The organism is uncultured Polaribacter sp. (genome assembly GCF_947497695.1).
In the GTDB taxonomy this organism is placed as follows: domain Bacteria; phylum Bacteroidota; class Bacteroidia; order Flavobacteriales; family Flavobacteriaceae; genus Polaribacter.
Map to the genome: position 1 here is coordinate 309,895 of NZ_CANMHM010000003.1, position 13,182 is coordinate 323,076.

Here is a 13,182-nt window from a genome sequence, read left to right on the forward strand (position 1 = left end):
TAGTTATTAAAAAAACTTGTTTTAAAACTAGTTGCCAACAATGCAAAAACAACTAACTTTACGAAAATAAAATATTATAATGTCGAAAACCAACCAACTTATATTACTTCTTGATTCACTCGATAAAAAAGAATTTGATAAAATTGTTAAAATATATTTACAAAAAGAATATGGATTTAAAAAAGTTGTTTTTACTGACGGTAAAGATGATGTTGGACTAGATATTAGAGTTTTTGATTTTGAAGGTCAGAATATACAATACCAATTAACGGTACAGAAGTCGAAAAGTCAAAGTGAAATGTATTCATTTACAAAAAAAGTAATTGAAGATGTCGAAAAAGCTAAAATTAATGTTTCTGAATTTGATTCAAAAGACAAACTTATTTTCTTTTATTCTAAAAAATTAACAAATAAGAGAATTAGAAACTTACAAGGAATTGCATTTAAAGAGCATTCTATAAACCTTGAGATAATAGACGCTAATCGCATTGCTGAAGAAGCTGAAAACATAATTGAAATTCAATCTGAACTTTATAAGATTAACGAGTTAGATAAATTTAAAGTTGATAATAGTTCATTTGACAACAACTTACTTTATGACCTATTATCATTTGGTAAACCTACAGAGTTTAAAACCCAAATCATTGATTCATTTGTTTTACAGCTATTCTTTATAAAAGAAAATCTTGAAAAGAAAGAAGTTAAGGAAGCTTGTGAAAATCAATTTCAAGTAAAAGAAAATGATGTTTTTTACAATAAATTAATAAATAGGTTTTTATCAGAAAAAAGAATTATAAAAAATAAAACTTTAGGCAATTATAGTTTAACAAGTGATGAAAAAAACAGATTAGACTCAAGAAATAAAGAATTTGAACTAGAAAAAAAATTATTCATTAAAAATGTAATTGAAATACTTACAAAGTACAATCAAGAACAAGACGTTGACAATTATATTATACAATTAAAACAACTTTATATAGATAACTTTAATTCAGATTTATCCGATGCTTTAAAAAATGACGAAGAATTTCACATATTTAGTATGTGTAGAGATTTTGTTAAATTTATTGAAATCAAAATAAAGAATAAATCTAAAGCTAAAGAGTTATCTAAAGAGCTTTTAAAATTTTGTGTAAATAATAAGTTTATACAAAAAATTGCAGCGAGTAAAGTTTACTCTAGTAGAATTGATAATTCTCGCCTTGAAAATTATTTAAATAACAAAAAGAAAATTTTTATAGATACAGCTATTGGATTAAATAGTTTATGCTATTTTTTTAATCCTAAAATAGATTATCAAAATTATTTTTATAGAGCAACAAAAAACTTAATAGAGTTTGCTAAGAATGAAAATATTAAACTATATATTTCTCAAAGATATGTATGGGAAATGCAAAGTCAAATAAATGATGCTTTCAACTTAGTTCCTTTTACATTAATACCTCAATTTGAACATCTTGGCTCTTCAAGAAATATTTTCTACAACTTTTTTAATTTTTTAAAAAAAACAGATAATATAGATGATAATATAAATTTTAAAGATTTTCTTGAAAAATTTGGATTTAGAGAACGAAGTGGCTCAAAGTCTTTTCAATCTATAATTCTTAATTCTCTTTCTCAAATTCAAATAGAAGAACAAGTAATAGAAAAAGTTTACAATATTGAGGAAGCTAACAAAATATTCAGTGACTCATTATTAAAATTACATAAACAAAAATCAAGTTTTACTCAAAGTAATGATAGTATTATGTTAGAGTTTCTTGCTGATGACGATGTAGAAGTTCATCCACTTCAACCTGTTTTTCTAACTTGGGATAGAGCGTTTTTCGAATCTCACGTAGCTTATAATAAAAAATTTCCAAAATCTCAAGATTGGCTGATGTTATCGCCAAATAAACTAGTTGATGTTTATAGTATCTTAAAATTTTCTATAAATTCTGAAACAGTAACAGAAAATTTATTAGCATTAATTTCTGATGATATAATACAAAACACATATTCTCTTGTGGACACATTATCAATTGTATTAAATCCAAATGATGATGTGGGATTAGAATATTCTACAAAATTGGCAAAAATAAGAGAGTCAGAAATAAACAAATTAAATTCAGAAGATGTAACAAGACCTGAAAACTTTGAAGGAGAAGCTGTTATCGATGATATTTTCTTTAAGTTAACGACATATTATAAAGATTCTGAAAGTAAACTAAATGATTTTAAAAATTTATTTACTCAGAAAATTTATATGGAAAAAGTAATAGAAGTATTAATCAAAACAGTAGCTGATTTTTATAAAAACAAATTCTTAAATGATAATGTTATATCCGAATTTGACAAATTAATTGAAATAGCTAATAAAGAAAGGTAAAAGCACTGTTGGCAACACCATATATAATTTATTGCTAGTTTTAGCCTACTTACGAAAATCCTAGCGGATTTTCTATTCGGTTTTTATTTGCTAACTTTAGTACTTAAACCACGCAACAAACCATACACCAAACGTTCAAAAAAGAAATTTCTCAACTACGAAACTAAAAAAAATGATAAGAATATACCACAATCCAAGATGTAGAAAATCTAGAGAAGGTTTAGAAATTTTAGAAAACTCAAAAAAAGAGTTTAAAGTTGTAAAATATTTAGATGAAATTCCATCAGAAAAAGAATTGACTAATATTATTCAATTATTAGGCATCACTCCTATTCAATTAGTACGTAAAACAGAAAAAATCTGGAAAGAAAACTACAAAGGGAAAGAAATGTCTGATGCTGAAATTATAAAAGCGATGCTTGACAATCCTAAATTGATTGAACGCCCAATTGTTATCAATAATAACAAAGCTGTTATTGGCAGACCACCAGAAGATATTTTATCAATTATTTAAAACAAAGCATAAAAAAAAGGAAGCCAAGTAGCCTCCTTTTTTTACTTTTTTAAGAATACATAGAATCTCGTAATTCTTTAATTTTAGGGTCTGATAAATAATCATCAAAAGTAGCATGTCTATCAATAACGCCTTTTGGCGTTAATTCTATAATTCTATTAGCAACTGTATTTGCAAACTCGTGATCGTGTGTTGTAAACAATACAGTACCTTTAAAATTAATTAACGAGTTGTTTAAGGCTTGTATAGATTCTAAATCTAAGTGATTTGTTGGTTCATCTAGCACTAAAATATTGGCTCTTTTCATCATCATCCTAGACAACATACAACGTACTTTTTCTCCTCCAGAAAGCACGTTACTTTTCTTAAGTGCTTCTTCTCCAGAAAAAATCATTTTCCCTAAAAATCCTCTTAAAAAAACTTCTTCACGTTCTTCTTCTGTTTGAGCATATTGTCTTAACCAATCTACTAAGTTTAAATCTCCATTCTGAAAAAATGAAGAGTTGTCTAATGGCAAATAAGATTGTGTTGTAGTAACTCCCCAATCAAATTTACCAGTATCTGCTTTTTCGTTACCAGTTATAATCTGATAAAAAGCAGTTACAGCTCTAGAATTTTTAGAAATAACCGCAACTTTATCGCCTTTGTTTAAGTTGATATGTACGTTATCAAACAATTTTTCTCCTTCAAATTCTTTTGATAATTCTTCTACATTTAAAATCTGATCCCCAGCTTCTCTATCACTTTTGTAAATAATGGCAGGATAACGTCTACTAGAAGGTTTAATTTCTTCAACATTTAACTTGTCAATCATTTTTTTACGAGAAGTTGCTTGTTTAGATTTTGCCATGTTTGCAGAAAAACGACGGATAAATTCTTCTAATTCTTTCTTCTTTTCCTCTGCTTTTTTATTTTGTTGTGCTCTTTGTCTGGTTGCTAATTGGCTAGACTCGTACCAAAAAGTATAATTACCAGAATAATGATTAATCTTACTATAATCAATATCAGAAATATGGGTGCAAACAGCATCTAAAAAGTGCCTATCATGTGAAACCACAATCACACAATTGTCAAAATTTGCTATAAAATTTTCTAACCAAGCAATGGTTTCAAAATCTAAATCGTTGGTAGGCTCATCCATAATTAAAACATCCGGATTTCCAAAAAGTGCTTGAGCTATTAACACACGTACTTTTTGTTTACCATCTAAATCTTTCATTAAAGTGTAATGCAAATCTTCTGCAATACCTAAGTTAGATAGCATTGCTGCAGCATCAGAATCTGCATTCCAACCATTCATTTCTTCAAAAACTATTTGAAGTTCTCCTATTTTTTCTGCATTTTCGTCAGTATAATCTGCATACAAATCATCAATTTGCTTTTTAACTTTAAAAAGTTCTTTATTACCCATTACCACTGTTTCTAAAACAGGAAACTCATCATAAGCATAATGATCTTGGGTTAAAACAGACATTCTTTTTCCTTTTTCTAAATGTACTTGACCAGAAGTTGGCTCTTGCACACCAGAAAGAATCTTTAAAAAAGTAGATTTTCCTGCTCCATTTGCACCAATAATTCCATAACAGTTGCCTGTTTGAAATTTGGTATTCACATCATCAAACAATACTCGTTTTCCAAATTGAACAGATAAATTAGATACTGATAACATACTTTAATTTTTAAATTTGTGCAAAAGTACAAATTTGATTTATCTTTTATGCTTGGTTTGTAAATGCTTTTGAATAAAATATTTCTAACTTTTTTAGCTCTTTTTTAAGAACTTTTTTAACAACGAATTAACAACAATAGCACTAATGAATACCTAGATTTGTATTAGATATTTCAACGAGTATAGAATGATTAAATATTTAATTCGACTTCTCTTATTAATCGTTATTACCGCTTTTGTAAGTTGTGATAACAATTCTAATGATACTACAACATATTTTGGAGGTAAAATTATAAACCCTAAATCTAAATTTGTGGTATTATTTTATATGGATAAAGTAATTGATACTTTATTTATAGATTCTGAAAACAAGTTTCTTGGAAAACTAGAAAATGTTAAAGAAGGTTTGTATTATTTTAAACATGGTGTAGAAAATCAATCTATTTATCTAGAACCTAAAGATAGCTTAATGTTGCGTTTAAACACTTGGGATTTTGATGAATCTATTGTCTTTGCTGGCAAAGGTGCTGAAAGAAATAACATATTAATTGATTGTTTTTTAGAAAATGAAAAAGACAATAAAAAGTTTTATCAATTATATAAATTAGAACCAAATAATTTTTTAGATAAAGTAAATAAAATGATTACTTTAAAAGAAAAGGCATATCAAAAATACATTGAAAATCATCCAAATGAAACCATTGATTTTAAAAATGTTTTAAAAATAGCACTTACTTACCCTCTTTTTTCTAGAATTGAAAGATATCCTATTGTTCATTTTAAAAAAAATGAGAAAGAAGCCTTTCATAGAATTACTGACTCTTTTTACACACATAGAAAATCAATCAACATTAATAATGATGCCTTAATGTATTACCCTCCTTACTCTCAGTATGTAAGAAATTTTTTATACAATACCACTTATGCATTAGGACACCAACCAATGACTAACGAATACTCTTCTGATTTTACAGTAGATTTATTAAATACTATAGATAAAAATATAAAATCTAAAGAGTCTAAAAATGCCTTTTTAAAGCAAACAGTTATTGGTCATTTCTTTAAAAAATCTAGTTGTAAAGTTAACAAAAAAGCATTTAATACTTATTTTAATTTAAGTACAAATGCTGATGATAAAAACCATGTAAAACAGTTATTATTAGATAATGAAGCCTTGCACAAAGGTCATAGAATTAAAAACTTTACTGTTCATAAATCTGATAGTGAATTTAAAAGTATTGAAGAAGTTATTAGGAATAAAAATACTTTTTTGTTCTTTTGGAGTAGAGATTATATTACACCTAATTACATAGCAAAAAGAATTAATTATTTATCCAATAAGTTTCCTGAGGTTCAATTTATTGAAATTGAAATAAACGGGAGTCAGAATAATACAATTCACGATTTAGAAGCTAAAAATCAATTTTTTATAACTCAAGAAAATGAGGCAAATAAATTTTTAACAAGTAAAATGCCTAGAGTTGTTATTGTTAATAAAAAAGGAATTGTAACCAATGGTTTTGCCACTATTTCTTCAAGAAAATTAAATAGAGACTTACAAGAATTAACTAAATACTAATTCATTACGCTAGTCCAATTAATTTATGTAAATTTGCCCGATTTTAATTTTGAGGTTAACTCATTAAGAATCAGTCCGAATTTATAATTGGATTTGCAGGTGGGCGTTCTGTGAATCTACAAAAAACACAGTATGTCAACATTTTTAGAATTAGGTTTAAAAGAACCTATCAACAAAGCATTAACAGATTTAGGATATGAAAAACCAACTGTTATTCAAGAAAAAGCAATTCCTCAAATTATTTCATCAACAGAAGATTTAAAAGCATTTGCACAAACAGGTACTGGTAAAACTGCTGCTTTTAGTTTGCCAATATTAGAACTTTTAGATTCAAGTCAAAGTAATGTACAAGCAATTATTTTATCACCAACAAGAGAACTTGCCGTTCAAATTGGTAATAACATTAAAGACTTTTGTAAATATTTACCAGATGTTAAAGTAGCAACAGTTTATGGAGGTTCTAGTATGGAAGATCAAATTAGAGCTTTAAAAAGAGGGGCTCAAATTGTGGTTGGTACTCCAGGTAGAACTGTAGATTTAATTAAAAGAAGAGCTTTAAAATTAGGAAACGTTCAATGGTTAGTTTTAGATGAAGCTGATGAAATGTTAAACATGGGCTTTAAAGACGAATTAGATAAAGTTTTAGAAGCAACACCAGAATCTAAACAAACCTTATTGTTTTCTGCCACTTTTCCAAGAGAAGTTGAGGCAATTGCAAGAAATTACATGACCAAACCAGTAGAAATTACTTCTGGTGAAAAAAATTCTGGTTCAGAAAACGTAACACATGAATATTATGGTGTAACAGAAAGAACACGTTACCCTGCTTTAAAAAGAATTGCAGATTTAAACCCAGATATTTATGCAATTATTTTTTGTAGAACTCGTAGAGAAACACAAGAAGTTGCAGACAATTTAATTAGAGATGGTTATAGTGCAGATTCTTTACATGGAGATTTATCTCAAGGACAGAGAGATTCTGTGATGGGTAAATTTAGAAAAAGAACAATTAAAATACTAGTTGCTACAGATGTTGCTGCTCGTGGATTAGATGTAAACGAATTAACACATGTCTTAAACCATAAATTACCAGATCAAATAGAAAACTATACCCACAGAAGTGGTAGAACTGGTAGAGCTGGTAATAAAGGTATTTCTATTGTTTTAGTTAACGGAAAAGAAAAAGGAAAATTAAGACAGATAGAAAGAATTATTAAAAGTAAATTTATTGAAGGTAAAGTACCTTCTGGTAAAGAAATTATAAAAAATCAATTAATGAATTTAATTGATAAGGTTCAAAATACGGAAGTAAATGAATCTGAAATGGAAGAATTTTTACCTAGTATTTACGAAAAACTAGAAGATTTAGATAGAGAGGCGTTAATTAAAAAGTTTGTTTCTTTAGAGTTTAATACCATGTTAAAGTATTATGAAAACTCTAAAGATTTAAATAATTTATCTTCTAGAGACAATTCTAGAGCAAGAACCGTGAATGAAAACATGACACGTTTCTTTATCAATATTGGTAGAAAAGATAGCTTAAACCCAGGTAAATTAATTGGTTTAATTAACGACCAAAATATTGGTGACAAAGTGGAAATTGGTTCTATTGATATTTTAGATACTTTTTCTTTCTTTGAATTAGACAAAAACTTTGAAGACAAAACTTTAGAAGCATTTGCTAGCAATCAGCCAGATTTTAGTGGACGCTCAGTAAACATAGAAATTACTAAAAAAGAACGTTCTGGTGGTGGCAGAAGAGGAGGTAGAAAACCTTTTGGTAAAAAAGATGGTGGTTTTGGAAGAAGAAGAGGATCTGAAGGAGGTTCTTCTAGAGCAAGATCAGACAGACGTTCTTCTGATAGGCCAGACAGAGCTAGTAGAAATTCTGGAAGTGGATCTGGTGAAAGAAGATCTTCTGCAGGTTTTGGAAGAAAGCGTAGAGAAAGTTAATCAACTTTATAAAATTACTCGATCCTCATCATATTAAAATGATGGGGATTTTTTTTTGAAAGTATATTGGCAGCTAAAATTTTAAAAATAAGAGCTGTTTTTAATGAAACAAGATTATTTTGCCTTGTTTTAACGGAAAACTCTTGTCTCTTTTATCAGACAATAATGAGTTTTTAATTAATGAAAAGTATCATTTTATAAAGTTTCACTACTTTTTTAAAGTTTAAAAATCTGATAATCTGCACTCCCCTCTTTTAATATATTTTCTGTTCTATCAGAATGTGTGTCTGTAATAAATATTTGTCCAAATTCATCATTATTAACCAAATCGATAATTTGAGCAACTCTTTTTTCATCTAATTTATCAAAAATATCATCTAGTAATAGTATAGGAGTTAAATTGGCTTGTTTTTTAATAAATTCAAATTGAGCCAACTTTAAAGCTATCAAGTAAGATTTTTGTTGTCCTTGAGAACCAAACTTTTTAATTGAGTACTCTCCTATTTCAAAACTTAAATCATCTTTATGTATGCCTGAAGTAGTATATTGTATCAGCTTGTCTTTAGGTAACGAATTCTGCAATAAATCTTTCATTAAAAAATCATGCAATTGACTTTTATACAAAAGATTAACGCTTTCTTTATCCCCAGAAATTATCTGATATTTTTCATTAAAAATAGGGATAAACTCTTCTAAAAAAGCTTTTCTAACCTCATAAATTTTAGTACCATAATTGGCTAATTGTTCATCGTAAACACTCAAATTTAAAGCATCAAAAGTTCTATTTGCTGCAAAATATTTTAACAAAGCATTTCTTTGACTTAGCACTTTGTTGTAAGACAATAAATCTTGTAAATAGTTTTTATTTTGTTGTGATATTACGCCATCAATAAACTTTCTTCTAGTATCACTACCTTCTGTTACTAAATCTCTATCAGCAGGAGAAACAATTACCAAAGGCAACTGCCCTATATGTTCAGAAAACTTCTCGTAACTTTTTCCATTTCTTTTTAAAACCTTCTTTTGTCCTTTTTTAAGACTACATACAATTTTTTCGTTTCTATCATTTAAAACATAATCTCCTTCAATCATAAAAAAACCTTCACCATGTCTAATATTCTGAATTGCGACAGCATTAAAGTAGCTTTTTGTAAAAGACAGATAATAAATGGCATCTAAAACATTGGTTTTACCAATACCATTATCGCCAACAAAACAGTTTATTTTCTGCTGAAAATCAAAAGATTGAGAGGTAATGTTTTTAAAATTAAGTAAAGAAATTTTCTGTAAATACATGAATACGTTTTGATATTGAAAAAGATTTGCAAATTATTGAAAATTTAGGGAATTATCCGCTTTTAAAATCCAATTAAAAAAACTATTTTTGTCGCCACTAATTTTTAAGAAAACAATGGCAACTTACAAGAAAAAATATAAAGCAGAGAGTAAAAAGGTAGAGAATCAAATAGACGAATCTGAATTTGAAACTGCTGGAGTATTAAATACTTTAGACGAAACTGCGTCAAAATCTGAGCAATGGATTGAAAAAAACAGCAAACCTTTGTTTTATAGTTTAGTGGGTATTGTTGTACTTTTCTTAGCCTATTTTGCATACACAAACTATGTTGTTGCACCAAATGAAACAGAAGCTACTAACGAATTAGCTTTTCCTAGAAAATATTTTAACGAAGCACAAAATGGAGCTTCTGGGGTAGATTCTCTATTAACTTTAGGTTTAGAGGGGGCAAATGGAAAGTATGGTTTTTTAGATATTGCAGAATCATTTAGTGGAACTGATGCAGGTAATTTAGCAAACTATTATGCTGGTATTTCTTATTTAAAATTAAAAAAATACGATAAAGCAATTGAGTATTTAAGTGAATTTGATTCGGAAAATGCTGTTTTAGGTGCTGTTTCAAACGGAGCTATTGGAGACGCTTTTGCAGATATCAACCAACTAGAAGATGCCTTAGAATATTACGAAAAAGCAGCCAATGGAAAAAGTAACGATTTTACAACGCCTTTATTTTTGCACAAAGCAGGTATTACTGCAATGGAATTAAAAGATTTTAGTAAGGCTGAAAAATTATTTACTCAAATTAAAGAAAACTACTCTAAATCTGACCAAGGTAAAGATGTAGAAAAATATATAGCTGCTGCAAAGTTCGCTCAATAAATAGTTTTGAGTTTTAAGTTATAAAATTTTAGTTAAACTTTGTAACTAACAACTAAAAACTAAGAACTAAAAACCAACAAATGGCAACAACCGATTTATCTTATTACGATAAAACAACAATCCCAAATGCGAAGTCTTTTCGATTTGGGATTGTTGTTTCTGAATGGAATCCTGAAATTACAGGAAATTTACAAAAAGGGGCAATTGAAACTTTATTAGATTGTGGTGCAACCAAAGACAATATTATTTCTTGGGAAGTACCTGGAAGTTTTGAATTGGTTTATGGTTGTAAAAAAATGATAAAATCACAACAAGTGGATGCAATTATTGCCATTGGAAATGTAATACAAGGGCAAACAAAACATTTTGATTTTGTTTGTGAAGGGGTTACACAAGGTATTGTAGATTTGAATATAAAATACGATATTCCTGTAATTTTCAGTGTACTTACAGATAATACAAAACAACAATCTTTAGAGAGATCTGGTGGAATACATGGTAATAAAGGTATTGAATGTGCTGTTGCTGCTGTAAAAATGGCCGCATTAAAAAATATTGATACCAAAACAGAAAGTATTGGGTTTTAAATAAACACAAAAGTGCAAAAAAAATACGCAAAGTTCGCAAAGATTAATACATCCGTTTTTTTTACTTTGCGAACTTTTCTAAAAAACTTTGCCTCTTTGCGTTTAACTTAAAATCAATGGTTTTAAGAATAGTTTTAACATCTTTTTTTGAAGAATCCCTTTTAATTCTGTAAATTTGAAATGCTAATACAATTGGCGTAATACTTGGTTTCTTTTACAAATTATAAACCAATTATTTTTAAAACTATGGGATTTTTAAAACGTACACATAATAAATTCGATTATCAACCTCGTTATTATAAAGGGGAAGGAAACCCTTTTAAAATTGAGCATAAATTAGACAAATTTAGAACCACTGCAGGTAAAAATAAAGGCATTAAAGGCAAGCTTAGTGATGCAATTCATGATTTAAAAAACCCTGATAAAAGCGTTAATAAAACACTTTTAATTATCATTTCTATTTTAGTATTTGTCTTTTTGTACATCATAGATTTTGATCTTTCTATTTTCAAAAGAAATTAATGTCAGATATTATTCAACTTTTACCAGATCATGTTGCCAACCAAATTGCTGCAGGAGAAGTCGTTCAACGTCCTGCTTCTGTGGTTAAAGAATTATTAGAAAATGCAATTGATGCTGGAGCAACCAACATAAAACTGTTACTAAAAGATGCTGGTAAAACCTTAGTTCAAGTAATTGACAATGGTAAAGGAATGAGTGGTACAGATGCAAGAATGTGTTTTGAGCGTCATGCAACATCAAAAATTCAAAAAGCAGAAGATTTATTTAACCTTTCTACAAAAGGATTTAGAGGTGAAGCTTTAGCATCTATTGCAGCCATTGCTCATGTTGAATTAAAAACTAAACAAGAAAACGAAGAATTAGGTACTTCTATTAAAATTGAAGGAAGCAAAATTGTTTCTCAAGATTTTATTTCTACTACTAAAGGAACCAGTATTGCTGTTAAAAACTTGTTTTACAACATACCTGCAAGAAGAAACTTTTTAAAATCTGAAACAGTAGAAACACGTCATATTATTGATGAATTTCAAAGAGTTGCATTAGCACACCCAACAATTGCTTTTTTGTTACATCATAATAACAATGAAGTATATCATTTAAAAAGTAGTAATTTAAGAAAACGAATTGTAAGTGTTTTTGGTGCTAAAATGAATGAAAAATTAGTGCCAATTGATGAAACAACCGACATTTTAACTATTGAAGGCTTTGTTGCTAAACCTGAATATTCTAAAAGAAAACGAGGAGAGCAATTCTTTTTTGTAAACGATCGTTTTATCAAAAGTTCGTATCTAAACCATGCAGTTGTAAATGCTTTTGATGGTTTGCTAGAGCAAGGAGCACATCCCTCCTATTTTTTATATTTAAAAGTGCCTGCAAACACCATTGATATTAACATTCATCCCACAAAAACAGAAATAAAGTTTGATAATGAAAAGGCTTTGTATGCAATGCTTAGAGCCACTGTAAAACACAGTTTAGGGCAATATAATGTTGCTCCTCTTTTAGATTTTAATAGAGATGCCAACTTAGATACACCTTATCACTTAAATTCTAATACAAAATCTACTCAAGTACCAAAAATTTCTGTAGACCATAACTATAATCCTTTTAAAGAAGAAAATACAAGAACATCAAACGTAAGTTTTACACCACAAAAAAGCACTGAAAGTTGGGAGTCTTTATACACTTCTACAGCTGTTACTGATGCAGAAAAACAATCTGAATTATTTGACAATCAGCAAGAAGTAAAAACACAAAAAACATTTCAAATTCAGCGTAAATATATATTGAGTTCTATAAAATCTGGTGCTGTGTTAATTCATCAATCTTTAGCACATCAGCGTATTTTATATGAAGAATTTTTAGAAAGTATTACTGTAAAAGAAGCCAATAGTCAGCAATTATTATTTCCTGTAAAAATTTCTTTTTCATCTTCAGAAATAGAAATAATTTATACCATAAAAACAGAATTAGAAAACGCTGGTTTTTCTTTTGATGAATTTACCAAAGATAGTGTTACTATAAAAGGGATTCCTACTTCTGTTACAGAAAGCAAAATAACAATAATTTTAGAAGAATTGTTAAGCGATATTGATTTAGAAGTACCAGATGCAAGTTTTAGTCATTTTGATGTAATGGCAAAATCGTTTGCCAAAACATTGTCTATAAAAACAGGTACACAACTTTCTGAAAGAGAACAAGAAGCTTTGGTAAACGACTTATTTTCTTGTAAAGAACCTTCAATTTCTCCTTTTGGAAAACCCACTTTTAAAACATTAACATTAAACGAAATAGATAATCTATTTAATAGCTAA

At 28.2% G+C, this 13,182-nt stretch carries 10 protein-coding genes; 8 read left to right on the forward strand and 2 right to left on the reverse strand.

Annotated features, from left to right (window positions below):
* Positions 1-79 precede the first annotated feature (79 nt).
* Together Q0731_RS05680 and arsC are read left to right on the forward strand one after the other, a co-directional pair.
* Positions 80-2,368, forward strand: coding sequence for a hypothetical protein (locus tag Q0731_RS05680; RefSeq protein ID WP_299061079.1), 2,289 nt, complete (start codon positions 80-82; stop codon positions 2,366-2,368).
* Positions 2,369-2,540: 172 nt separating this feature from the next.
* Positions 2,541-2,882 carry an arsenate reductase (glutaredoxin) gene (arsC, locus tag Q0731_RS05685; protein WP_299061082.1) on the forward strand — a complete coding sequence of 114 codons (342 nt, stop codon included), beginning with the start codon at positions 2,541-2,543 and terminating at the stop codon, positions 2,880-2,882.
* 49 nt (positions 2,883-2,931) lie between these two features.
* On the opposite strand, the gene Q0731_RS05690 is transcribed toward arsC, so the two are convergent.
* A complete protein-coding gene (locus Q0731_RS05690; RefSeq protein ID WP_299061087.1) occupies positions 2,932-4,551 on the reverse strand; it encodes an ATP-binding cassette domain-containing protein in 1,620 nt (539 codons plus the stop codon).
* 187 nt (positions 4,552-4,738) lie between these two features.
* Between Q0731_RS05690 and Q0731_RS05695 the strand changes: the two genes are divergently transcribed.
* Together Q0731_RS05695 and Q0731_RS05700 are read left to right on the forward strand one after the other, a co-directional pair.
* Complete coding sequence (locus Q0731_RS05695) at positions 4,739-6,130, forward strand: hypothetical protein (RefSeq protein ID WP_299061090.1); 1,392 nt, start codon at positions 4,739-4,741, stop codon at positions 6,128-6,130.
* Positions 6,131-6,262: 132 nt separating this feature from the next.
* A complete protein-coding gene (locus tag Q0731_RS05700; protein ID WP_299061093.1) occupies positions 6,263-8,083 on the forward strand; it encodes a DEAD/DEAH box helicase in 1,821 nt (606 codons plus the stop codon).
* A gap of 216 nt (positions 8,084-8,299) precedes the next feature.
* Here Q0731_RS05700 and recF read toward each other — a convergent pair whose 3' ends face one another.
* Positions 8,300-9,379 (reverse strand): DNA replication/repair protein RecF, encoded by a 1,080-nt coding sequence (gene recF, locus Q0731_RS05705; RefSeq protein WP_299061096.1) that lies wholly within the window; start codon positions 9,377-9,379, stop codon positions 8,300-8,302.
* Positions 9,380-9,467: 88 nt separating this feature from the next.
* Here recF and Q0731_RS05710 point away from each other — a divergent pair, with 88 nt between their 5' ends.
* The 4 genes from Q0731_RS05710 (at position 9,468) to mutL (ending at position 13,182) form a co-directional block, all read left to right on the forward strand.
* Entirely contained in the window at positions 9,468-10,259 is a 792-nt protein-coding gene (locus Q0731_RS05710) for a tetratricopeptide repeat protein (protein WP_299061099.1), read from the forward strand.
* An 80-nt stretch (positions 10,260-10,339) separates the two neighbouring features.
* Positions 10,340-10,846, forward strand: a complete 507-nt coding sequence (ribH, locus tag Q0731_RS05715) for a 6,7-dimethyl-8-ribityllumazine synthase (RefSeq protein ID WP_299061101.1) — start codon at positions 10,340-10,342, stop codon at positions 10,844-10,846.
* 246 nt (positions 10,847-11,092) lie between these two features.
* Positions 11,093-11,368, forward strand: a complete 276-nt coding sequence (locus Q0731_RS05720; protein WP_299061104.1) for a riboflavin synthase subunit beta — start codon at positions 11,093-11,095, stop codon at positions 11,366-11,368.
* Positions 11,368-13,182, forward strand: coding sequence for a DNA mismatch repair endonuclease MutL (mutL, locus tag Q0731_RS05725; RefSeq protein WP_299061107.1), 1,815 nt, complete (start codon positions 11,368-11,370; stop codon positions 13,180-13,182). Before Q0731_RS05720 ends, mutL begins: the two co-directional genes overlap by 1 nt.

Excerpts from the sequence above, each read along its gene's own strand:
- Q0731_RS05695 (WP_299061090.1), top strand. The coding sequence starts at position 4,739 with ATGATTAAATATTTAATTCGACTTCTCTTATTAATCGTTATTACCGCT.
- Q0731_RS05680 (WP_299061079.1), top strand. The coding sequence starts at position 80 with ATGTCGAAAACCAACCAACTTATATTACTTCTTGATTCACTCGATAAA.
- Q0731_RS05690 (WP_299061087.1), bottom strand. The coding sequence starts at position 4,551 with ATGTTATCAGTATCTAATTTATCTGTTCAATTTGGAAAACGAGTATTG.
- Q0731_RS05700 (WP_299061093.1), top strand. The coding sequence starts at position 6,263 with ATGTCAACATTTTTAGAATTAGGTTTAAAAGAACCTATCAACAAAGCA.
- recF (WP_299061096.1), bottom strand. The coding sequence starts at position 9,379 with ATGTATTTACAGAAAATTTCTTTACTTAATTTTAAAAACATTACCTCT.
- Q0731_RS05720 (WP_299061104.1), top strand. The coding sequence starts at position 11,093 with ATGGGATTTTTAAAACGTACACATAATAAATTCGATTATCAACCTCGT.
- mutL (WP_299061107.1), top strand. The coding sequence starts at position 11,368 with ATGTCAGATATTATTCAACTTTTACCAGATCATGTTGCCAACCAAATT.
- arsC (WP_299061082.1), top strand. The coding sequence starts at position 2,541 with ATGATAAGAATATACCACAATCCAAGATGTAGAAAATCTAGAGAAGGT.
- ribH (WP_299061101.1), top strand. The coding sequence starts at position 10,340 with ATGGCAACAACCGATTTATCTTATTACGATAAAACAACAATCCCAAAT.